The organism is Roseateles sp. T103 (genome assembly GCF_057219915.1).
In genome coordinates, this window is the sequence record NZ_JBXVVS010000001.1 from 975696 (window position 1) to 997992 (window position 22297).

21 protein-coding genes and 1 riboswitch are annotated in these 22297 nt (G+C 67.5%); of the genes, 9 read left to right on the forward strand and 12 right to left on the reverse strand.

Going from position 1 to position 22297, the window contains the following annotated elements; all coding sequences use genetic code 11:
• Positions 1 to 31 precede the first annotated feature (31 nt).
• The 9 genes from AC2EBS_RS04260 to AC2EBS_RS04300 form a co-directional block, all read right to left on the reverse strand.
• Entirely contained in the window at positions 32 to 1225 is a 1194-nt protein-coding gene (locus AC2EBS_RS04260; protein ID WP_484727123.1) for a type IV pilus modification PilV family protein, read from the reverse strand.
• Positions 1222 to 2487: a pilus assembly PilX family protein gene (locus AC2EBS_RS04265; RefSeq protein WP_484727124.1), complete on the reverse strand. Its 1266-nt coding sequence runs from the start codon at positions 2485 to 2487 to the stop codon at positions 1222 to 1224. The genes AC2EBS_RS04260 and AC2EBS_RS04265 overlap by 4 nt, the downstream gene beginning before the upstream one ends.
• On the reverse strand, positions 2484 to 3191 hold the full coding sequence (locus tag AC2EBS_RS04270; protein WP_484727125.1) for a PilW family protein: 708 nt from the start codon (positions 3189 to 3191) through the stop codon (positions 2484 to 2486). Before AC2EBS_RS04270 ends, AC2EBS_RS04265 begins: the two co-directional genes overlap by 4 nt.
• Positions 3176 to 3733 (reverse strand): prepilin-type N-terminal cleavage/methylation domain-containing protein, encoded by a 558-nt coding sequence (locus AC2EBS_RS04275; RefSeq protein ID WP_484727126.1) that lies wholly within the window; start codon positions 3731 to 3733, stop codon positions 3176 to 3178. Before AC2EBS_RS04275 ends, AC2EBS_RS04270 begins: the two co-directional genes overlap by 16 nt.
• A gap of 14 nt (positions 3734 to 3747) precedes the next feature.
• Positions 3748 to 4200 (reverse strand): type IV pilin protein, encoded by a 453-nt coding sequence (locus AC2EBS_RS04280; RefSeq protein WP_484727127.1) that lies wholly within the window; start codon positions 4198 to 4200, stop codon positions 3748 to 3750.
• 91 nt (positions 4201 to 4291) lie between these two features.
• Positions 4292 to 4852 (reverse strand): GspH/FimT family pseudopilin, encoded by a 561-nt coding sequence (locus AC2EBS_RS04285; protein ID WP_484727128.1) that lies wholly within the window; start codon positions 4850 to 4852, stop codon positions 4292 to 4294.
• A gap of 108 nt (positions 4853 to 4960) precedes the next feature.
• Positions 4961 to 5404 carry a transcriptional regulator NrdR gene (nrdR, locus tag AC2EBS_RS04290; protein WP_484727129.1) on the reverse strand — a complete coding sequence of 148 codons (444 nt, stop codon included), beginning with the start codon at positions 5402 to 5404 and terminating at the stop codon, positions 4961 to 4963.
• A 21-nt stretch (positions 5405 to 5425) separates the two neighbouring features.
• Positions 5426 to 6676, reverse strand: a complete 1251-nt coding sequence (glyA, locus tag AC2EBS_RS04295) for a serine hydroxymethyltransferase (RefSeq protein ID WP_484727130.1) — start codon at positions 6674 to 6676, stop codon at positions 5426 to 5428.
• A gap of 63 nt (positions 6677 to 6739) precedes the next feature.
• Positions 6740 to 6879, reverse strand: a riboswitch (ZMP/ZTP riboswitch).
• Between the two features lie 26 nt (positions 6880 to 6905).
• Entirely contained in the window at positions 6906 to 7742 is an 837-nt protein-coding gene (locus tag AC2EBS_RS04300; protein WP_484727131.1) for a lytic transglycosylase domain-containing protein, read from the reverse strand.
• A gap of 269 nt (positions 7743 to 8011) precedes the next feature.
• On the opposite strand from AC2EBS_RS04300, the gene AC2EBS_RS04305 reads away from it, so the two are divergent.
• Positions 8012 to 9577: a UbiD family decarboxylase gene (locus tag AC2EBS_RS04305; RefSeq protein WP_484727132.1), complete on the forward strand. Its 1566-nt coding sequence runs from the start codon at positions 8012 to 8014 to the stop codon at positions 9575 to 9577.
• A gap of 194 nt (positions 9578 to 9771) precedes the next feature.
• Here the strand turns inward: AC2EBS_RS04305 and AC2EBS_RS04310 are convergent, their stop codons facing one another.
• Positions 9772 to 10566, reverse strand: coding sequence for a YdcF family protein (locus AC2EBS_RS04310; RefSeq protein WP_484727133.1), 795 nt, complete (start codon positions 10564 to 10566; stop codon positions 9772 to 9774).
• A gap of 85 nt (positions 10567 to 10651) precedes the next feature.
• Here AC2EBS_RS04310 and AC2EBS_RS04315 point away from each other — a divergent pair, with 85 nt between their 5' ends.
• The 7 genes from AC2EBS_RS04315 (at position 10652) to AC2EBS_RS04345 (ending at position 20103) form a co-directional block, all read left to right on the forward strand.
• Positions 10652 to 14359 (forward strand): DUF748 domain-containing protein, encoded by a 3708-nt coding sequence (locus tag AC2EBS_RS04315; RefSeq protein ID WP_484727134.1) that lies wholly within the window; start codon positions 10652 to 10654, stop codon positions 14357 to 14359.
• 79 nt (positions 14360 to 14438) lie between these two features.
• Positions 14439 to 14990 carry a peptide-methionine (S)-S-oxide reductase MsrA gene (msrA, locus tag AC2EBS_RS04320; protein ID WP_484727135.1) on the forward strand — a complete coding sequence of 184 codons (552 nt, stop codon included), beginning with the start codon at positions 14439 to 14441 and terminating at the stop codon, positions 14988 to 14990.
• An 8-nt stretch (positions 14991 to 14998) separates the two neighbouring features.
• On the forward strand, positions 14999 to 15679 hold the full coding sequence (locus AC2EBS_RS04325; RefSeq protein ID WP_484727136.1) for an ABC transporter ATP-binding protein: 681 nt from the start codon (positions 14999 to 15001) through the stop codon (positions 15677 to 15679).
• Entirely contained in the window at positions 15676 to 16965 is a 1290-nt protein-coding gene (locus AC2EBS_RS04330; RefSeq protein ID WP_484727137.1) for an ABC transporter permease, read from the forward strand. Before AC2EBS_RS04325 ends, AC2EBS_RS04330 begins: the two co-directional genes overlap by 4 nt.
• A gap of 24 nt (positions 16966 to 16989) precedes the next feature.
• The gene (locus AC2EBS_RS04335; protein WP_484727138.1) at positions 16990 to 17520 is read left to right on the forward strand and encodes a DUF3299 domain-containing protein; all 531 of its coding nucleotides are present in this window, start codon (positions 16990 to 16992) and stop codon (positions 17518 to 17520) included.
• A 31-nt stretch (positions 17521 to 17551) separates the two neighbouring features.
• On the forward strand, positions 17552 to 17896 hold the full coding sequence (locus AC2EBS_RS04340; protein WP_484727139.1) for a hypothetical protein: 345 nt from the start codon (positions 17552 to 17554) through the stop codon (positions 17894 to 17896).
• Positions 17897 to 18066: 170 nt separating this feature from the next.
• Positions 18067 to 20103 carry a TonB-dependent receptor gene (locus tag AC2EBS_RS04345; RefSeq protein ID WP_484727140.1) on the forward strand — a complete coding sequence of 679 codons (2037 nt, stop codon included), beginning with the start codon at positions 18067 to 18069 and terminating at the stop codon, positions 20101 to 20103.
• A gap of 27 nt (positions 20104 to 20130) precedes the next feature.
• Here AC2EBS_RS04345 and pdxH read toward each other — a convergent pair whose 3' ends face one another.
• Entirely contained in the window at positions 20131 to 20781 is a 651-nt protein-coding gene (pdxH, locus tag AC2EBS_RS04350) for a pyridoxamine 5'-phosphate oxidase (protein WP_484727141.1), read from the reverse strand.
• A 170-nt stretch (positions 20782 to 20951) separates the two neighbouring features.
• Between pdxH and AC2EBS_RS04355 the strand changes: the two genes are divergently transcribed.
• Positions 20952 to 21551, forward strand: a complete 600-nt coding sequence (locus AC2EBS_RS04355) for a nucleotidyltransferase family protein (protein ID WP_484727142.1) — start codon at positions 20952 to 20954, stop codon at positions 21549 to 21551.
• Positions 21552 to 21632: 81 nt separating this feature from the next.
• On the opposite strand, the gene AC2EBS_RS04360 is transcribed toward AC2EBS_RS04355, so the two are convergent.
• Entirely contained in the window at positions 21633 to 22265 is a 633-nt protein-coding gene (locus AC2EBS_RS04360) for a gamma-glutamylcyclotransferase (RefSeq protein WP_484727143.1), read from the reverse strand.
• Between the last annotated feature and the right edge of the window lie 32 nt (positions 22266 to 22297).

A 22297-nucleotide genomic window follows, 5' to 3' on the forward strand; every position in this document is an offset into this window, starting at 1 on the left:
GCGGCTGGCGCCCAGCCCTCGCGCCAGCCGCTCAGGGCTGGTGCTGCACCGTGCGGCTGTCGAAGAAGAAGCCGTTGGCTGGGTCGAAGGCTCGTCCATTCGGGCACCCGGCTGAAGCACGGACGACCAGGTAGTTCTGTCCAGTCAGGGCTGTGCTGACCTTGCTGTAGCTGGCCGGATGTTCCAGGTTGCTGATCACGCCGCTGCCGTCGTAGTCGGCGCTGTAGCGGCAGATCCTGTAGTCGGAACTGCCCAGGGCAATGTCGGCGACCTGTGCCTGGCCGCTCCAGTTCGGGGGCGACTCGCTGTTGGCATAGACGGCGCAGAAGTAGCGCACGCCGTCGGTCTGGGTGTTGATGGCCGATGCCGGAGCATCGTCGAAGCACTGATATGCCGGCGTCGGATGCTGCTCGGCCGGCGTGACCGTGACCGTGATGTCCAGCGGCAGGGCGCTGCTGCTCGGTGCGATCGGATCGGGCGTGTCGCCCGTAGAAAAGCGCACATGGCCGCTCAGCAGGTAAGCGGTGATGTTGTTGTTGCACAGCGCGGCAATGTCGGCCGTGCTGATCGAGGCGCTGCTCGAGCCCTCCGACAGGCCGCTGCAGCGGCTGATGATCACGCCACTGTTGTTGTCGAAGACCCAGGCAATGCTGCCGCTCTGCGGGGGCTTGAACACACTGCGGCCGTCGCCCAGATCCTTGGCATCGAGCGGAATGCTGGTGTTGCGGCCCAGCGGGCGCCGTGTCGGGCTGCCATCCGGGGGAACCGTCAGGGCCGCGCTCAGCTTGGGATCGACCCGAGCGATGACGCTGCGCAGCCGAACGGTCTGCGTTTCATCGGCACGGTCCTTCCAGCTGACGCTTACCTCGACGGTCTGGGCGCTGCCGTCCGCTGCGGGTGTCACGGTGCGCCGCAGCTTGAAGCTTGCATTGGCGCTCGCGTCGCCGACGCCGGGTGGCTCGTCACTGATGATCTGGTCGAAGCTGATCGTCTCTGACGGAGTCGCCTCGTCACGCACAAGCTGCGAGTAGGCGCGCAGCGATTCGAGGTCCTGCTGGGCTATGCGCACTGCCTCGCTGCGCTGTTTGGCGACATCGGCGCTGCGACGCATATTGCTCTGCATGCCCACCATGGCAACCATGCCGAAGGCCATGATGAGCAGCGCGACCAGCGCCTCGATCAAGGTGACGCCGCCTTGGCGTCTGCGCAGGGCCGTCGGGTTCATTGCGTGTCCGTCCAACTGCCCGGCACGCGCACGAAGCTGCCGCGCTGGTTGCTCAAGGTATTCAGCACGTCAGAGCGATAGACGATGTCGGCCGTGCCGGAGGCGCTGAGCGAGCCTTCGACGAGCAGCGCCCCGGTGAGCATCGCCGGCATGCCGCTGCCATTGCTCCAGCTGGCGTCGCCACGCGCGTAGACCAATCCACTGATCTTCATCGGGCCGTCGATCAACACAGAACCGTCGCTGATGAGGATCAGCGGGTCTTGGTCTGAGCCCAGCTCAAGATTGCTGCGCAGCGCGAGCAGGCCGTCCACCCAGATCAGCCGAGCGCCCTGGGCGTAAGCCGTCTGTACGGCGGCGCTGCAGTCGTCGCTGCAATTGATCCGACGTGTCGCCGGCTGATCGCGATAGGTCGCCGCAGACATGCCGAAGAAGTTGAAAAAGAACCTCTCGCTCGATAGAGCGGCCAGCGCGGCATCGTCGGCGATCTGGGCGGCTTTCACCGGCGTGCCGGGAAGGCTGCTCGATCGCACGGTGCTGCCGATCAATGCCCCGCCGCTGTGCAGCAGCAGACCGTTCGCGCTGGATTCTGCGTTGTGCAGACCGAGCCCAGCGCTGCCGAGGTCGATGCTGCCCCGCGCCACCACCGGACTGGCAGGCGGCGTCTTCAGGGCGCTGAGCAGCGCGAGATCCACCGTGGCCGTCGCGGTGGCGAAACCTGCGGCCACCGCTGCCGTGCCACTGGAGCCACAGTTGCTCAAGGTGTCGGTGCAAGCCGTCACGGTGGCGCGCACCACGCCGGGCCGGTTCACCGGCGTGAGGGCGATCCCGAACATGGGCTGGAACTGTTGAGACGATGGGGCAGCAAGACTCTTGGTCTCGCCATCGCCGCGGCAGACGCACTTCAGCCCCTGATCTGCAGTGATGATGCAGGCCGCTACGGGCGTGCTGCGGTTCAGGTCGGTCGTGATCGTGCGCGCAGCGTCGATGTTCAGATATCGATCCCTGAAGCTGCTGGCCTGGCCGGCATCGTCAGTGCAGGAGGCGTCGATCAGGCCGCTGTTCAGTCGGGCAATCGTCCACTCAAGGCCGGCCTCAGCGGTTTCGGCTGCCATTCCGGAGCGGTAGTAGTTGGATGAGATGCGCTGCTCGAAGAGCAGGTTCCGGTTCGCGTAGGCGGCCATCATCGCGATGATGAAGAACAGCACCATCACCACCACCAGGGTAGTGGCGCCGCGCTGGGCCTGGCGATTGCGGCTGCTCATGCCGGGCAGCTCCCGCTGATCGCATCGTTGCGCAGGCGTGCCGTCAGATGGACGCTGCGTACGACTGCGGGGTCATGGACTGCGCGCCCGGCCAAGCGGATGTCCACATGGCGTAGCTGCTGGATGAAGGGTTGGCAGACGGTGCCTGCCGGGCAGGGCCTTGGACAGAACTCCTCGAGCGGCACGGACTGCGTATGGATGCTGGCATCGAAAGAGGTGACTTCCAGCGTGGCCGGATCCGTCAGCGGTTGCCACTTGCCGCCGGTGCGGAACTGAAGCGTGCCATCCACCAGGCGGAAGCCGAACAGCTCGCGCTTGTCATCGACCTCGTTGTCCTCTGGCGCTTGGGGGTTGCTGGTCTTGCGGTTGTCGGCAAGGCTGTAGTCGTAGGTCAGGCCGTCGCCCTTCTCGGTCAGTGCGACCGCTCCGTAGGCGCTGCGCTCGAGCGGCTGCCCGGCGGCCCAGACGCCGTTCTGCGGCAAGACCCAGAAGCCCGTGCGACGCAGGTCTCGCAGCATCAGGTCTGCTGCGGCCCGGAGGTCTTGCTGCACCTGTGTCTCCAGGACCAGGCGGCGATGGTCGGCGAGCTGATTGGTCGTCAGCGTGATGGCGCCCGCAGTGATGATCAGGCCGATGGTCAGGCCGACCATCAGCTCCACCAGGCCCAGGCCGCGCTGGCGCTGCCGGTTCATGAGCTGGGGCATCGCCTGTAACCTCCGCCAAAGGAACCGTCGGGGTCGCATACCAGCACCCGACCTAGGCCGCTCACACGCGCCTCCAGCCTGTAGCCCCGGTTGCCGACCACGGCGACCGATGCACCGGCCTCGTTGGCCAGCGTGGCATGCGGGGTGATGAAGGTGATGGCGGCCGAACCCGCGCTGGGTACCAGCGTCACCCCTTGACCGGCACTGAAGCGGTTCACCTTCAGCGGCAATTGGTTGGCAAAGCCGCCCGGACATTCGCTGCCCTTTGGATTGAGGCAGTTGCAGATGCCGATCTTGCCCTGAACGTGTACGACGTAGCAGCTCGTCTGGCTGTTCGAACTGAAACGCATGGTGATCGCGCGTGCGCGCAGACCGCCCTCGGAGCGGGCATAAGCCAAGTCCGTGCTGAGTTCCTGGGCAATCGCCTCTACCCGGCGTCGGTTCATCAGGTCCGCAAAGGACGGCGCGGCCACCGCGAGCAGCACACCCAGAACCGCCATGACCACCAGCAGTTCAATCAGGGTGATGCCGAGGAGCAGCATGCGCCTGTCCATGCTCATTGGGCCCAGCACCCGGTCTGCGTCGAACCGTAGTTCAGCGTCCCGCCGCTGAGCGTGACCCACATTTGGGCGCACTTCGAGTCGGCCGCCTGGGCCTTGTCGCTGATGGCGCTGGCGGTGACGGTATAGCCGCCCGCAGAAACGTCGCTCAGGCTGAGTTGGTAGTAGCCCTTGGCTGAGCTGGAGCTGTTGAAGCCGAGTGTCTCCAGCTTGTCGGCATAGCTGGCGCTATTGGCTCGCCAGCGCTCCTGTGCCTGCTGAACCAGGCTCAGTGCTGCCACGGCATCGCTGCGCCGGCCCTTGCGCACATGCTCGGTATAGACCGGCAGGGCGATGGCGGCCAGGATGGCCAGGATGGCGACCGCGACCAGCAGTTCCACCAAGGTGAACCCCTGTAGCCTCCCATCCCGGCACATCCTTGTCCTGAAGGAAAAGGTCTGCCGCTCCATGGTCGGATTATCGGAATCAGTCTGTTCGTGAAATCGTTCACGAACTGCCGCTTGTCAGCCTTGCGCGGCCGTTCGTCAACGGGGGCTCGGATCAGCCGAGGCAGGGCTTGAGGCCGCCGACCGTTCCAGCGGGTGCGCAGCTGCGCACCCGTCCGGCGATGCTGACCACATGCCGCACCGCCTCGCCACCCTTCGCGAGTTCCAAGTCGATGCTGCCAGTGCTCGTCACCGAGCCCTGCCGCGCATGGAAGCTCAGGTTGCGGACATTGGCCCGTAGCGTGACCGACCGGCTCGCAGGCAGCCAGTTGGTCTTGAGCACGCTGCCATCGCCTGTGCAAATTGCCTGGCCGTCGGCCTCGCAGCGACAGGCGCCAATGGCCCCGGTGTGGATCACGTAGCAGCTGCCGCCAGCCGGTTGGCCAAAGGCGAACTGGATGGACTCGCGCCCGCGCACCGCCTCGGCCCGGGCTTGCTGCAGATCCACCATCACCGATTGAGCGGCAACCTGCAGTCGCTGTCGAAGTACAAACCGGTCCAGTGCCGGAAGGATGGCCGAGAGCAGGATGGCCAGAATCGCGACGCTGAGCAGCGCTTCGATCAGGCTGTGACCGCCTTGTGTCGCGATCTGGGCGGCAGGGGTGCGTGATGTCATGACGCGGCCTCTTTGCTGTGCGTGAACACTGCAGCAAAGCTAGTGCGTCAACCGGCGGGCTTCTGTCCTGCCGGGGAGGGGGCATGCCTCCCTCCAAAGAGGGGCTGGTCAGATATCCCGGATCAGCTGGCGGAACTCGTCCACATCCTCGAAACTGCGGTAGACCGAGGCAAAGCGCACGTAGGCTACCTTGTCGATGCGCTTGAGCTCGCGCATGACGAGTTCCCCCAGCTTGGTTGAGGGCATCTCGCGGGCGCCGCTGGCCAACAGCTTTTCCTGAATGCGCTCAAGTGCGGCGTCGACCTGCTCGATGCTCACCGGCCGCTTGCGCAGTGCCAGCTGCATCGATGCACGCAGTTTTGCCGGGTCGAAGTCGGCGCGCGTGCCGTCCTTCTTGACCACCACCGGCAGCGCAATTTCCGCGCGCTCATAGGTGGTGAAGCGCTTGTCGCAGCCCTGGCAGCGCCGCCGTCTGCGCACCACATCCCCTTCGTCGGACTCGCGAGTCTCGACGACCTGGGTCTCGTCGTGGCTGCAGAACGGGCAGCGCATGCTGGCGGGCCTGCAGTGGTCTTAGCGATAGACCGGGAAGTCGCGGGTCAACGCGGCGACCTTCTCGCGCACCGCGGCGAGGTTGGCCTCGTCATGCGGCTTGTCCAACACATCGGCGATCAGGTGGGCGGTCTGGCGAACCTGCTCTTCCTTGAATCCGCGCGTTGTCATGGCTGGTGTGCCGAGCCGGATGCCGCTGGTGACCATCGGCTTCTGCGGGTCGTTCGGGATGCCGTTCTTGTTGCAGGTCATGTGAGCCGAGCCGAGGATGGCCTCAGCTTCCTTGCCCGTCAGACCCTTGGGACGCAGGTCGACCAGCATCACATGGCTCTGCGTGCCGCCAGAAACAATGCGCAGACCGCGCTCGATCAGCGTGTCAGCCAGCACTTTGGCGTTCTTGACCACCTGCTCCTGGTAGGCCTTGAACTCGGGCGTCAGGGCTTCCTTGAAGGCGACAGCCTTGCCAGCGATGACATGCATCAGCGGGCCGCCCTGGATGCCAGGGAAGATGGCCGAGTTGATCTTCTTGGCAATCTCTTCGCTGTTGGTCAGGATGATGCCGCCACGCGGGCCGCGCAGGCTCTTGTGCGTCGTGGAGGTCACCACATCCGCATGCGGCAGCGGGTTGGGGTAGACGCCAGCGGCGATCAAGCCAGCGTAGTGGGCCATGTCGACCATGAAGTAGGCGCCGATTTCCTTGGCAACCTTGGCGAAACGCTCGAAATCGATGTGCAGGCTGTAGGCCGATGCGCCGGCGATGATCAGCTTGGGCTTCTTTTCGCGGGCCAGGGCTTCCATGGCGTCGTAGTCGATCTCTTCCTTGGCGTTGAGGCCGTAGGAGATCACGTTGAACCACTTGCCGCTCATGTTCAACGGCATGCCGTGCGTCAGATGGCCGCCTTCGGCCAGGCTCATGCCCATGATGGTGTCACCGGGCTGCAGCAGCGCGAAGAACACGCCCTGGTTGGCTTGCGAACCGGAGTTGGGCTGCACGTTGGCGAAGCCGGCGCCGAACAGCTGCTTCAGGCGATCGATCGCGAGCTGCTCGACGATGTCCACGTATTCGCAGCCGCCGTAGTAGCGCTTGCCGGGATAGCCTTCGGCGTACTTGTTGGTCAGCTGGCTGCCTTGCGCCTGCATGACAGCGGGCGAGGTGTAGTTCTCGGAGGCAATCAGCTCGATGTGCTCTTCCTGACGGCGGTTCTCCTGCTGGACGGCTGCCCAGACTTCGGGGTCGACAGAGGCAAGTGTGGAGGTGCTGCGATCAAACATGATGATGGTGGTGGGTCTCAAGGGTTCGAGTTCCTGGCGCCCCAAGCTATACATGGCTCGGTGTGGAACTGCCCAGGCGAACGGCTGAATCCGATCGGAGCCATCTGCTTGAGACGATCCGAACGCTCGCGCTCCCCGGTGGTCCACCACCTCGGGCGACACGCGCCAGCGTGCCGCCTTGATCGCCAGTTACGCGAGGCTCCGAGTGTAACGGAGCGCCGGGCGCGCTTCAGCCGGCCAGAGCCAGCTTGTCGTCGGGAGTGCTCGGAACCGACGGTGCCGGATCGCGCGGTTTCGGCGCGTTCGGAAGGCCCGCAGCCACTGCCTTCAGCATCTCGTGCTCGCCCATGACGCGGCCGACATAGCCACCATCATCGCTGAGGTTTGCCGCGCCGACGTAATAGCGCAGCCCTTCTTCAAGCCCGCCGGCGCGTCTGATGCATTCCTTCAGCACCTGTACACCGACCCGCAGGTTGGTGACCGGATCAAAGGTGGCATGGTTGCCGCCGAAGGCGCGGAACTTGTCGTCGTGCACCCGCGTCATCACCTGCATCAGGCCCTGTGCACCAACTGAACTCTGGGCGAAGGGGTTGAAGCTGGATTCGACCGCGATGATGGCCAGAATGAGCGTGGGCTCGACTCTGGCACGCTGGCCTAGGGTGTAGGCCTCCTGCACCAGGCGGCTGACCGGCTCGGGTGCCACCTTGTAGCGACGTGCCAGCCAGTTGGCCACCGCTGCCTGTTGACGGGGCAGGGCTTTGGGGTCGGTGGCGGTTGCGCGGCTCGCCGCATCGGGTTCATCAAGACCGAAGAGTGCGTTGCCTTCTGCCCCCGCGCGTTCACCGATGCGCGTCTCCAGCCAGTCGTAAACCTCGGCTTCGACCCGGTGACGGAGTTCGGCCTGGCTGTAGAACATCAGCAGCAAGGAAAGCACCACCAGGCCCACCAGAGCCAGTGTGTTGTGGCTGACCACGAGCAGGCCGTGGCCGATGTCCTTGATGAACAGGGAGATGGCGCAGCCGGTTCGGCGGGCCAGGGCACGTGTGGACTCGAATCGCGCTGTCATGTGACTCCTTTCGTCTCCGCCCTTCAGCAGACCCGACAGGCTTGATCGGCCTGCGGACAATCTCGGGCATTGATAATGGACCGGCCTTCATTGCAGGCACACCACCATCTCGTGGGGTGTCCCTTGGTCGGCGTCCATCGGCAGCGATGCATCAACTCAGTCCCTTGGAGTTGACGCGGGTTAACCCTGATCGATCAGGGCAGCGCGGATTCTATGGACCAAAAATAACCCGTCAAGCTCATTGCTTGGAAGCTTAATTACTATTTGTTATGAAATATCGGGACTTGCGCGACTTCATCCACGGCCTGGAGCATGCGGGTGAGCTCCGGCGGGTGGTCGAGCCGGTGTCGCCGCGGCTGGAGATGACGGCGCTGGCCGACCGGGTGCTGCGGCAAGCCGGACCAGCGCTGCTTTTCGAGCGTCCGATCGGGCATGACATTCCGGTTCTCGCCAATCTGTTCGGAACCCCTGAACGAGTGGCCCTCGGCATGGGGGCCGAAAACTTGGCTGATCTGCGGATGGTCGGACAGTTGCTGGCGAGCCTGAAGGAACCCGAGCCACCGCGAGGACTGAAGGACGCTGGCCGGCTCATCCAGATGGCCAAGGCGCTGTGGGATATGAAACCCAGCGTCGTCCGGCGAGCGCCATGCCAAGAGGAGGTACTCGTCGGGTCGGACGTCGATCTCAAGACCTTGCCGATCCAGACCTGCTGGCCTGGCGATGCAGGCCCGCTTCTGACCTGGGGGCTGGTGATCACCCGCGGCCCGCAGTCGGTGCCCAGCCCGCGCCTGCGTCAGAACCTTGGCATTTACCGACAGCAATTGATCGGCCGGCGCCAGCTGATCATGCGCTGGTTGGCGCACCGTGGCGGCGCCCTGGACTTTCGTGACTTCGCGCTCGCCAATCCAGGCCAGCCGTTTCCGATTGCGGTGGCTTTGGGCGCCGATCCGGCCACCATTCTTGGCGCGGTCACACCGGTGCCCGACAGCCTCTCGGAGTACCAGTTCGCCGGGTTGCTGCGCGGCTCGCGCACCGAACTGGTGGACAGCGGCGTCGGTGAGGCCGGACGCATGCTGCAGGTGCCGGCCAGCGCCGAGATCGTGCTGGAGGGGCATATTCCCGCCGCAGCGGCCGGCTATGAAGGCGTCAGCGAGGACGGCGTGCCATTGAAGGAGAAGGGCGGATACCTGCATGCCCTCGAGGGGCCGTTCGGCGACCACACCGGCTACTACAACGAGCAGGACTGGTTCCCGGTGTTCGAAGTGGCGCGACTGACCCGACGCAGCCAACCAATCTATCACTCGACCTACACCGGCAAGCCGCCGGACGAGCCCGCCATCCTGGGCGTGGCTCTCAACGAGGTCTTTGTGCCCATCCTGCAAAAGCAGTTTCCAGAGATCGTGGACTTCTATCTGCCGCCCGAGGGCTGCAGCTACCGCATGGCCGTGATTTCGATCCGCAAGGCCTACGCCGGGCATGCCAAACGAGTGATGTTCGGGCTGTGGAGCTTTCTGCGCCAGTTCATGTACACCAAGTTCATCGTGGTGGTCGATGACGACGTGGACGTGCGGGACTGGAAGGAAGTGGTGTGGGCGATCACCACCCGCATGGATCCGGTGCGAGATACCACCCTGGTCGAGAGCACGCCGATCGACTATCTCGACTTCGCATCGCCGATCAGCGGCCTGGGTGGAAAGATGGGATTGGATGCGACGAACAAGTGGCCTGGCGAGAGCTCGCGCGAATGGGGGCGCCCGATCACGATGGAGGCGGACGTGCAGCAGCGTGCGGACGCGCTCTTCGAGCGCTTGTTCGGCGGCTCAGCCCCAGCATGAGCTGCGGGGCTTGATGCCGACGCCAGACTGCGCTACTGTTCGCTTGCCTTTTTGAAGGCACTCCAACTGGCGCAGTCTCTGCGCGCCAGGAGCCCTGCGGCAGATGGCCGCGGAGCCCCACTGATGGCATCAGCCATCCGGCCCCTTCCGGATCCGCTCCGGAAGGGGCTTGTCATTTGTGGGGCCTGCGCACCTCAATGGCCCAGGCGAAGAGCCAGCCATTCATAGATCACATAGCGACACTGCGCATAGCCCTGCACCGAGGGCAGCCAGTCGCCGACAACAAGCGGCAGCCCAGTCGCCCGACCACCAACCGGCGCTGGCGCCAGAGACAGCGTCTGCTCATCCACCAGCACCCGGAAAGCGCGCAGCGAGCGAGGCATATGCTGAACATGCGTGACCAGCAAGACGCGCTGGATGCCGTGCTGCTTCAGCAAAGGCAGGCTGAACTGAGCGTTCTCACGCGTGTCGCGCGACTGGCTTTCGGCGAACAGCAGCTTCATGCCGTACTCCTGTTCGACCACCTGTCGGGCGAGGGGCGCCTCGGCCACCGCGTCCTCCTTGCCCCCCCAGCCAACGCCGCCGGTATAGGCCAGCGGCAGCTCGAGGCGCCGTGCCAGCCACGCCCCGTAGCGCAGGCGTTCCAGCGTCAATGGCTTGAGCGTCGCGCCACCGTACTCTGCAGTGTTCTGCAAGGCGCCGCCGCCGAGCACGAGCACGGCAGTCGCCGGCGCAGCGCGCAACTGCTGGGCTTGCATCGGCGAGAGCGCCTCCATCGGCCCGAGCAGCCAGACGCGCAGCCGATCGGCTGCTGCCTCGGTGCAGCCCAGCCAGATGAACAGCAGCGCGCCGAGCAGGATCGGCCAGCCGCTGCGGCGACGACGCTGCAGCAATCCGGCACCCAGCAAGGCCAGCAGCAGCCCAGGGGCCGGGGGGAGGGCGAGCGCCAGCAGCCAGGGCTTGAGCGCAGGGAGAAGTCCATCAAGCATGGTTCTAGGCAGGTGATAGAAGCTTGCGCCGCATCAGTTCGTCACGGGTCTCATCATCGCAGGGCGCTGGCTACACTGGACGGCGATGAACTCCGGAGCCACCTCGTCACCCAGCGCCGACCGCAGTCGGTTCACTGTGCTGAAGCGGCCGCTCGTCCGTTGGAGCCTGCTGCTGGCTGTGCTGCTGGTGCTGCTGATGGTGGCGGCCGGCGTCTGGCTTCCCGCCTGGGTGCAGGGCCGCGGCATGACTTTGGCGAGCGAAGCGCTGGGTCGCCGGCTCAGCGTCGAGCAGGTCGAAGTCAGCCCCTGGCGGCTGGGCCTGGTCATGCGCGGTCTGACCCTGGCCGGCGCCGCGCCTGCCGATCAGGCGCAGCTGCGGATCGAACGCGTCGAGGCCAGACTGTCTATTGCCTCGCTCTGGGCGCGCGCCGCCGTGCTCAGCCAGCTCGAACTGCAGTCGCCGACGTTGCGGCTGACCCGCCTGGACGAGACGCGTCTGGACATCGACGATGTCCTGCAGCGCTGGCTCGCGCCGCGATCGACGGGAAACGCCTCGTCCACGCCGGTGGTATTGCAGCGTGTCGCCGTCCGGTCCGGACGCTGGCAGTTCGACGATCGTCACCTGTCCCAGCAGCATGAGCTCGCGGACATCGATATCGAGCTGCCGCGACTCTCGCTGCGCGCCCAGGATGCCGACGAACCGGTCACGCTGCGGGTGTCGGCCAGGCTTGATGGCGCAGCCTTATGGGCCGAGCTCAGTGGTCAGCCGCTGGCACCGGCACGCCCGCTGCAGCTGCACCTGAAGATCGACGGCGCGCAGCTGGCGCCCTGGCAGGCCTATGCGGGCAGAGACCTGCCGCTGCGGCTGGAGCAGGGGCTGCTGGATGGTGATCTGCAGCTTCGCTACCGGGAGACGGTGCCGGCAAAGCCCGAGCTCAGCGTGGCCGGTACCGTTGTGTTGCGAGAGCTGAGTCTGGGTCAGCGTGGCCAGCCCGGCTGGCTGTCGTGGAAACTCCTGCGCCTGTCCTTGCGCGACGTGCAGCCCTTGGCGCGACGGGCTCATCTCGATGCCGTCGAGATCGAACAGCCCCGACTCAGCCTTCAGCGCGACCGTGCGGGGCAACTGCGCCTGCCTGCTCTTGCGGCGCCAGCGCCTTCGCGCCAGGCGGGTACCAGCGAGCCCGCCGGGCAGCTGATGCTGGACAGGCTGTCCATCTCCGACGGTCGCCTCGCCTGGCAGGATCAGGCCCTGGGCAGGCCAGCTGCACTGGCGCTCGACGCCCTGCAGCTGAGTGGCAGCCGCTTGCAGTGGCCGCTTGCGCAGCAGATGGCCGGGCAACTGCAAGCCTCGGCACAGCTGCGTGCACTGCCGGACGGCAAACCCGGTCAGGTGCAGGCTGCCGTGCGGCTTGACGGTCAGCGTCTGGAAGCTGAAGGTTCCTGGCGCGAGATCTCGCTGCAAACGCTGGCGCCTTATCTGCAGTCGAGCGTGCCGTTGCAGCTGCGGGGTAGCGCCGCCGGGCAGTGGCGCTTTGCTGCTGTGGCACCGCTGGAGCCGGGCGCCCTGGCGCGCGGACAGCTGCAGCTCAGAGGCCTCAGCGTCGATGCCGTGCAGGCCCAGCTGATCGGTGGCAGCGAATTCGCCACCCTGGGGCGACTGAGCCTCGATCGGGCTGAGATCGACCTGGCGCGGCGCAGCGCTGCGCTGGGCAAGCTGGGCCTGGCCGCACCGACTTTGCACCTGCGCCGCAATGCCGGCGGCGAGTTGCAACTGCCGCTGCCAGCGCGTTCAGCGGACGGCACCGTGTCAGCACAGCCGTGGGCCGTGCAGCTGGACGAGCTGGCGGTGGACAAAGGGCGGCTGCTGTTCAGCGATGCCGCGGTGCGGCCGCTTCAGTCGCGCGGCGGCGCAGCGGGTCCGCACCAGTTGCAGGCTGACGCCATCCAGCTGCGCGTGGCCAGCCTGGCGCTGGATGGGCAGGGGGCCAGGGCTGCCGCTGCGCCGGCGCGTCTGAGCCTGCAGCTCAGCCAGCCGGGCGGGCGGCGCGAGGGTGCCGCAGCCGGGCGCATCAGCTGGGAAGGCCGGCTGGCCAGCGCACCCTGGGGCCTGCAAGGTGCCTTGCGTGTCGAGCGCTTGCCGCTCAACGCCTTCGCGCCCTATCTGGATCAGAGCCTGCGCATCAACGTGCGCCGCGGCGAGGCGGCGTTCAAGGGCCAGCTGAACCTGGAGCTGCCGGCCCGGGGCTGGCGCGGCCGCCTGAGCGGCGGACTCGAGGTGGACGAGCTGCGCCTGCGCCATGTGCGCGAGATCGACACGCAGCTGCAGCCCGGCGATGAGTTCCTCAGCTGGCGCGAGCTGGATCTGGGCGGCTTCGATCTTGCACTGGCCGACGGCGCGGTGCCGCAGCTGCAGATCGGCAGTGCGAGCATCGCCGACTTCTATGCGCGCCTGATCGTCGACGAGCGCGGGCATTTCAATCTGGGTGAGCTGCGCGGGCGGCCGGCGGGCGCTGCTGCTGCACCGCCCGAGCCCGCTGCATCGGCAGCGGCAAGTGCGGCGGCTGGAGCGGCTGAGGCGGCGCCACCGGCGCTGTCGCTCAGCATCGGCGAGACCCGCTTTGTCGGGGGCACGGTGGACTTCAGCGACCGCTATATCAAGCCCAACTACAGCGCCAAGCTCAGCGAGCTCAGTGGCACGCTGGGGCGTTTCGCCAGCGGTGATGCGGCGATGGCGCCGCTGCAGCTCAACGGCCGCATCGAAGGCACCGGGCGCCTCGCGATCTATGGCCAGCTCAATCCGAGCGGCGCGCCGCTGGTCATGGACATCAACGCCGATGCCAGCGACATCGAGCTCTCGCCGCTGTCGCCATACGCAGGCAAGTACGCCGGCTACGCGATAGAGCGCGGCAAGCTCTCCAGCCATGTGCATTACCGGATCGATCCGGGCGGGCAGCTCGAAGCGCAGAACCAGATCATCCTCAACCAGCTGACCTTTGGCGAGCGGATCGAGAGTCCCTCGGCAACCAAGCTGCCGGTGCTGCTGGCGGTGGCCCTGCTCAAGGATCGCAACGGCGTCATCGACATCAACCTGCCGATCAGCGGCTCGCTGCGCGACCCGCAGTTCAGCATGGGCGGGCTGATCGTGAAGATCATCGTCAATCTGATCGGCAAGGCGCTGACTGCGCCCTTCGCGCTGCTCACCGGGGGCGGCGGTGCCGAGCAAAGCCAGATCGACTTTGCCGCCGGCAGCGCCGCCATCGATGGCGCAGCGCTCACACGCCTGGATCAGATCGCCAGCGCGCTGCAGGACAGGCCAGGGCTGAAGCTCACGCTCACCGGCTGGGCGCAGACCGAGGCCGAACGCGCCGGCCTGCAGGCGCAGGCGCTGGAGCGCGCCCTGCAGAGCGAGCGTCGTCGCGAACTGCGCCGTCAGGGGGGCACGCAGGCCGCCGCGCAGACCAGTGACGACCTGCTGCTCTCCGCGGCGGACCGGGCGCGTCTGCTCGGACAGCTTTACAAGTCCAGCAGCCTGCCCGATCGTCCGCGCAACCTGCTTGGCTTGCTCAAGGACCTGCCGGCGCAGGAGATGGAGCAGCGCCTGCTTGCCGGCTTCGAGATCAAGACCGAGGCGGTGACGCAGCTTGCGCTTGCCCGCGCGGTGGCCTTGCGCGATGCGCTGATCTCGCGCGGCGTTCCGCCGGAGCGCATCTTCCTGGGCGCGCCCAAGCTGGCTGAGCCCGTGTCCGGCGCGCCTTGGGTGCCCAAGGTCGAGCTGAGCCTGGCGACGCACTGACTCAGAGCTTCCGCTATGCTGCCGGCCTTTCGGCCGCTGCCGCTGGGCATCAAGGCCAGATCCGATGGACAAGCAAGCGATGAACGACACGACGAATCCTGGTCCTGGCGAGCTGATCACGCTTGCCGGCGGCTGCTTCTGGTGCACCGAGGCGGTGTTCGAGCGGGTGCGGGGCGTACTGTCGGTGGAGTCCGGCTACTGCAACGGCCATGTCGCCGCGCCCAGCTACGAGGATGTTTGCGCGGGTACCACCGGACACGCCGAGGCGCTGCGGGTGCGCTTCGATCCCGCGCAGATCTCCCTGCGCAGCCTGCTGGAGATCTTCTTTGCGATCCACGACCCGACCACGCTGAACCGCCAGGGCGCCGATGTGGGTACCCAGTACCGCTCGGGCATCTACGTGCACAACGCCGAGCAGGACGCGGTGGCGCGCGCTGTGCTGGCCGAGGCCCAGCAGGCCTGGGGCGGCCGTGTCGTCACCGAAATCCAGCCCGAGCGCAACTACAGCCCGGCGGAGGCCTACCACCAGCACTACTTTGCGCGCAACCCGGAGCAGGGCTACTGCGCCTTCGTTGTCGCACCCAAGGTGGCCAAGTTCAGCCAGGCCTTCAGCCACTTTCTGCGCGACTGAGCGGCCCGATGAGCAACTGGGTGATCGAACTGGGTGGCCTGCGCTACCGCTATCCGCAGGGGCCGGAGCTGTGCTTCGCCGACCTGCAACTGGCCGCAGGCGAGGGTCTGCTGCTGCGCGGGGTGTCCGGTAGTGGCAAGTCCACCTTGCTGGCGCTGATCGCCGGCCTGCTCACGGCCAGCAGCGGCGTGGTGCGCATCGCCGGCGTCGAACTCGGCAGCCTGGGCCCGCGCCAGCGCGATGCCTGGCGTGGCGCGACGCTGGGCTTCATGCCGCAACGGCTGCACCTGAGCAGCGCGCTGAGCGTGCGCGAGAACCTGGGCCTGCCCTATGTCGCCGCCGGGCTGCCGGTCGATGCGGCGCGCATTGGCGAGCTGCTGCAGGCGCTCGGGCTGCAGAGTCTGGCCGAGCGCCGCCCGCATCAGTTGAGCGTGGGCCAGGCGCAGCGCGTCGCGCTGGCTCGTGCGCTGCTGCGCAAGCCCAGCCTGCTGCTCGCCGACGAGCCAACCGCCAACCTCGACGACGAGGCCGCCGCAGCGAGCCTGCGCCTGCTGGCACAGGCAGCCGCGGAGCAGGGGGCGACCTTGGTGCTTGCCACGCATGACAGCCGCGTCAGCGCTGCGCTGCCGGCAGGCATGAAGACGCTGAGCCTGCCGCGGCCGGCGCTGGCCGAGGAGGGCGCCGCATGATGCTGGCTGCTCTGGCCTGGCGCTATCTGTGGTCCAGGCCTCTCGTTTCTGCCTTGAACCTGCTGCTGCTCAGCCTGGGGCTGGCCGCGGTGGGCTTCGTGCTGCTGGTCAGCGAACAGATCGAGCAGGGCATGCGCCGCGATCTGGCGGGCATCGATCTGGTCGTCGGCGCCAAGGGCAGCCCGATGCAGATCATGCTGGCCGGCGTCTTCCACCTCGATTTGCCCACCGGCAACATTCCGCTGCGTACGCTGGAGAGCCTGCAGGCCCAGCCGCTGGTGGCGCGCGCCGTGCCGATCTCGCTGGGCGACAGCTTCAAGGGCCACCGCATCGTCGGGACCACGCCGGACTATCTCGCGCTCTATGCTGGCCGCATCGCGCAGGGCCAGGTGTGGCGCGGGCCGATGCAGGCGGTGCTCGGCGCTGAAGCGGCGCTGCGCACCGGCCTGAAGCCGGGCGATCGCTTCGCCGGTTCTCATGGTCTGGGCGAGCAGGGCGATGCCCATGCGGGGCATGACTACGAGGTGGTCGGCGTGCTGGAGCGCAACGGCAGCGTGCTCGATCGCCTGGTGCTCACCGACCTGGCATCGGTCTGGCAGGTGCACGAGGTGATGCATGGACCTGCTAAGGCTCAGGCGCAGGGCGAGCACGATGCCCACGACGATCACCACGATCACGATGAGCATGGCGACCATGACCACCATGAGGGCGACTCCGCCGATCGGCCGGCCCAGGATGCCCGCGAGATCACCATGGTGCTGCTCACCTATCGCAGCCCGCTGGCCGCGGTCAGCCTGCCACGCTGGGTCAATGACCAGGATGGTCTGCAGGCCGCGGCGCCAGCGCTCGAGACGGCGCGGCTGCTGCGCATGGTCGGCGCCGGTGCTGAGGTGCTGCGCGGCTTCGGCTGGGTGCTGCTGCTCTCAGCGGCGCTGTCGGTGTTCGTGGCGTTGCTGCATGCGGTGCGCGAGCGTCAGGCCGATCTGGCCATGCTGCGCATGCTCGGCGCGCCGCCCTGGCGGGTCGGCATGCTGGTCAGCCTGGAGGGACTGTGGCTGGCCCTGTTGGCCAGCGTCATCGGTCTGGGGCTGGCGCACGGTCTGACCGAATTGCTCGGTCTCTACCTCGCCGGCCAGCAGTCCTTGCAGCTCAGCGGTGCCTGGCTGTCCCGCTGGGAGGTGCTCATTCCCGCGCTGGCCGTGCTGCTGGCCCTGCTGGCGGCGGCCTGGCCGGCCTGGCGCGCCTACCGGCTGGACGTGACCGAGCTGCTGCAGGCAGCACATTGAGTGCACAGGCAAAATAGCACCCCCATGGCGACCAAGAACACACTTCCTGTCCCCCAGCCGCGCATTGGCCTGCTCAGCGGCCTGGCTGCCTTGCTGCTTGCAGGGGCCGCGCTGGCGCAGACGCCGCCGCCTGGCGCGATCGGCCAGGGTCCGGGCATACACGACCCGCGCAGCCCCTTCAAGCCGCTGCAGGAACGCGAAGGCGTGCTGTCCTGGCCGCTGCTCGCCTCGGTCACCACCAAGGTCGAGAACAAGCGCATGGTGCCCAGCTTCCCGGCGGCCGTGCAGGCGCTGGACAAGCAGAAGGTCAAGGTGCAGGGCTTCATGATGCCGCTGGAGCCCGGCGACAAGCAGCGTCACTTCCTGCTCTCGTCGGTGCCGACCAGCTGCAACTTTTGCACGCCGGCCGGGCCCGAAGGGCTGATCGAGGTGCGCAGCCGCACGCCGGTGCGCTACACGTTGGAGCCTGTGGTCGTGGAAGGCACGATGGCCGTGCTCAGCAACGATCCTTACGGTCTCTTCTACCGCGTGACCGACGCGCAGCCGAGCAACTGACGCGATCTCGCGCCCCTTGCCCTCGCCGCCGATGCTGCACGCCGTTGCCCGCCGTCGCCTGAACCCCTGGTCTGCCGCGCTGCTGATCGCAGTGCTGCTGGCCGCGCAGGCGCTGGGTCACTGGCATCGCGTCGATCATCAGGCGCGCCTGCATGCGGGTGCGACTGCCCATGATCAGCATCACTGGGGCCATGGCCTGGACAGCAGCGACTGCCAGGCCCTCGATCAGCTAGGCCTGCATCTGGGCCTGGGCTCTGCGCCGCCGTCGCTGCATGCGACGAGTGGCGCTGCCAACGTCGCCTCCAGCGGCTGCGGCGAGCTCCGCGGCGACCGCCGCTGGCGCGTGCAGGCGCGCGCGCCTCCGCAGCTGGCCTGAGCCGCCGTTTCCCGTCCACTGAATTCCCTCTCTCCGCGTCACGGCGCGCCCGTCTGGCCACGCAGGCCTGACGGCGTCGTGGCGTCGTTCGCCATGCACAGGCAGCCGATGCAGGAGCCCGTCACGCGCGCCTGCGCTGCCGTCATCGCGCCAAGCAATAGATCACTGTCATGAACACTTATTCCACCATCGTCCCGAACCGTCGCAACTGGCTGGCTGCTGCCGCTGCCTTGTGCTGCATGGCCGCGGCTTCGGCCCATGCGCAGCAAGCAGGCAGCCAGCAGCAACTCGAGCGGGTGCTTGTCACCGGCAATCCCTTGGCCAACGTACAGCTGCTGCAGCCCGGGCAGGCGCTGGCCGGCGAGGCGCTGACGCTGCGCCGTGGCAGCAGCCTGGGCGATACGCTGGACGGTCTGGCCGGCGTGAGCAGCACCGCCTTCGGCCCCAACGTCGGGCGGCCGGTGCTGCGCGGCCTCGATGGCGACCGGGTACGGCTGCTCAGCAATGCCGGGGCATCGCTGGACGCCTCATCGCTGAGCTTCGACCATGCCGTGCCGGTGGATCCGCTGGTCGTCGAGCGCGTCGAACTGCTGCGCGGCCCGGCGGCCTTGCTCTACGGCGGCAGCGCTCTGGGCGGAGTGGTCAACACCCTGGACAACCGCATCCCCCGGCAGCGACAGGATGGCCTGAGCGGCGCCGCCGAACTGCGCCTGGGCGGCGCGGCATCCGAGCGCAGCGGTGCGCTGGTGCTCGACGGCGGACAGGGCAGGTTCGCTTGGCATGCCGATCTGGCGGGCCACAAGACCGACGACCAGCGCGCACCGGCATACCTGCTCGATGGCGAAACCGCGCGGCAGGTGCGCAACTCGGCTGCCGACGGCCATGCCGGCGCGCTGGGCGCCGCGCTGCACTTCGATCAGGGCCATGCCGGCTTTTCCTATGACGACTACCGCAAGGACTACGGCGTTACCGTCGAGCCCGATGTGGGCATACGGATGCAGCGCCAGCGCCTGGCCGCGGCCGGACAGTGGCGTTGGTCAGAGGGGCCGCTGCGCCAGCTGCAATGGCAGTTCAGCCGCGCCCATTACGAGCATGTGGAGGTCGAGGGCGAGGGCGAGATCGGCACACGCTTCAAGAATCGTGGCAACGACGGTCGCGTCGAACTGCGGCATGCACCGCTCGGGGCTCTGGACGGCGTGATCGGCATGCAGTGGGAAACCGCAGACTTCTCCGCACTGGGCGACGAGGCGCTGGTGCCTGCCAGCAACACGCGCAGCCGCGCGGTCTTCGTGCTGGAGCAGTATCGACACGGTCCGCTGACGCTGGCGGCGGGCTTGCGGCGCGAGTCGGTGGACGTGGATTCGGCCGGCGATGCCGCTGATGTCTCGGAGCCGCGCTTCGGCGCCGCGGTGCAGCGACGCTTCTCGCCGCGCAGCGCATCGCTGCAGGCGGGCTGGGCGCTGACGCCTGCCTGGAGCCTGCAGCTCAACCTGGCCGACACGCAGCGCGCGCCGGCCTTCTACGAGCTGTATGCCGACGGCGTGCATGTGGCCAGCGGCGCCTACGAGCGCGGCGATGTCAATCTGGGGCTGGAGAAGGCACGCAGTGTCGACCTCGGCCTGCAGTGGTCGGCAGGCGGCAGCAGCCTGAAGCTCAATGCCTACGAGACGCGCTTTGCCAGCTATATCGCGCTGGCGGCCAGCGGTGCGGAAGTCGAGGTGGATGGCGAGGCGATACCGGAGTACCTGTTCCGCTCGGTGCCAGCACGGCTGCGCGGCATCGAACTGGAGGCTCGCCACAGGCTGGCGCAGCGCCTGGCCGGCTGGCAGCTCACGCTGGACGCGCGCTATGACGCGGTTCGCGGCATCGACCGCAGCAGCGGCGAGGCGCTGCCGAGACTGGCTCCGCAACGCGCGAGCTTCGCGATCGAGGCCGACAGCGGCCCCTGGCTGCTCGCTGCCGAGATCAAGCTCGTCGCGCGGCAGACGCGGGTCCCCGCCTTCGATAGCGCCACGCCCGGCCACGGCCTACTCAAGCTGAGCCTCGCGCGGCGCCTGCAGATCGGCAGCAGCGATGCGCTGTGGTACCTGAAGCTCGACAACCTGGGCAATGCGCTGGCCTACAACGTCGGCAGCATCGCCACCGTCCGCGGCCTCAGCCCGCAGCCGGCACGTTCGCTGATGACCGGCCTGCAACTGCGCTTCTGATCGCGCCGGTGGCGCGGCCTGGCGCGCTCAAGGCGCCAGGCGCTCTTTGATCCAGCGGCTCTCCTGCTCGCGACGGTAGCGGATGCGGTCGTGCAGCCGCGAGGGCCGCCCCTGCCAGAACTCCCAGCGGTCGGGCACCAGGCGATAGCCGCCCCAGTGCGGCGGCCGCTGCGGGCTCAGGCCGTGCTGCAGTGCCGCCTTCGCGGCATTGGCCACCAGCACGGCTCTTGAGGAGATCACCTGGCTCTGGGGCGAGGCCCAGGCTCCGAGACGCGAGTCCAACGGACGAGAGCGGTAGTAGGCATCGGACTGCTCGGCCTCGACCTTTTCGACCCGGCCTTCGATGCGCACCACACGCTCGAGTTCGACCCAATGGAACTGCAGCGCTGCGAAGGGGCAGTGCGCCAGCTCGCGCCCCTTGCGGCTTTCGTAGTTGGTGTACCAGACGATGCCGCGCTCGTCGAAATCCTTGATCAGCACGATGCGCGTGGACGGCCGGCCATCAGAACCGACGGTGGCGACCGTCATTGCATTGGGCTCGGGCAGCTCGGCCGCCAGCGCCTGCTCCAGCCAGTGGCGGAACTGGGCGAGCGGGTCCGCGGCGGCATGCTGTTCATCGAGTTCGCCCTGTTCGTAGCTCTTGCGCAGGGCGGCGAGGTCGTTCTTGCTGCTGTCCATGCAGCTATTGTCGCCCGCAGCGCCCATGCGGGCTGCTACCGAGAGTGGAACACCTTAAGTGAAGTCCCCGTGGTGAGTGCTTCGCACGCTGCGGCATGCTTGAGCCAAGGTTGCAGCCCTCGGCAATGGCTGCGCACTCGTCGGATGTTCGGGATGAGGTGTAGGCAGTCATGACAGCGCGACCGGTCATCATCGTCCTCGCCGCAGGACACGGCAAACGTTCTCGCGGCCGTTCCGCCAGCGGCAGCCCGCAGGACGGGGAGGCGCTGCTGATGCGCGCCTTGAAGACCGCACTGGGTACCGAGCTGCGTGTGCTCGTCGTTGTCGACAACGCGGCCCAGCAGGCGCTGGCCGGTACGCAGCTGCCTGCACGGGACATCGTGATGCTGCCGCTGCCGAACGGCGGGGAAGCAGGCGTTTCGCCGACCGAAGGCCAGGCGATTGCTGCAGGCGTGGCTGCCAGCGGCGACGCCGGCGGCTGGGTGCTGCTGCCGGTCGATGCGCCGCTGACGCAGCCGCACACGCTGCTTGCCGTGGCCCGGGCGCTTGAACTCCATCCGGTTGCCTTCGGGCAGCATCGTGGCCGACGCGGGCTGCCGATCGGCTTCGGTCCCGAGCTGTATTCGGAGCTGGTGCAGCAGCCAGGGTCGGGCGGCGTGAGCCGCCTGCTGGCCCGCTATCCGGCAGAGGGGGTGGAGGTCGACGACCCCGCAGTGCTCGGCGAACCGCACGGCGCGATCGAAACCGATCGACTGCGCGCGGCGACTTGAGCCGCCCCGTGCCCAGACTTCCTTGTGTGAACCCAGGGCGCGGGAGAGCTTGTTCGCGTTGCTGGCCAGGGCTTGCGGCACTCACAGCCCATGGCGCGCGGCCAGTGCGCATTGCCGTTCGAGCTCGCGGTCGTGGATGCCGTGCTGGCGCAGGCTGGTGACGGTATTGCGCAGGTACTCCAAGGTGCTGCCGTAGCGGCCGCGGGCATGGCGCAGCACGCGCAGCAGTTCTTCGTCCGTCAGGGGCTGCACCAGGCTCGGGCTGCGTCGCGGCAAGGTGAAGGCGAGCGCTGATCCCAGCGCCATCCCGGCCCGGCTGCGGCAGCTCAGCCAGCGCGGCTGATAGACGCCAGAGACCATCTCGCGTGCCCAGACCTGGCGCAGCACGGCGGCCGCCCGGTCGGGCGCGATGCGATAGAGCACGCCATCGCAACTGCCGCCCGGGATCAGTGCCAGCACGAGGCCGGGCTGGCTGTCGGTACCGCGATAGATGTTGGATCGCATGCGCAGCGTGCGGTGGAAGCCGTGCACGCGCGCCGTGTGCATGGCGTCGTGCACGAATTCGGGCCGCCAGATCAGCGAGCCGTAGGCGAAGAGCTGCAGGGGGCGCCCGTCCGTCAGCTGATCGAGCAGGCGCTGCAGTCCTGCCGGGTCGCCCGTCGCGGCTTCCTTGTTCCCCCTGCAGTGATGATGCGGTTCCGCTGGCCTGTCCATGCGAGCTGCATGCTGCCATAGTCAGGTGGGCA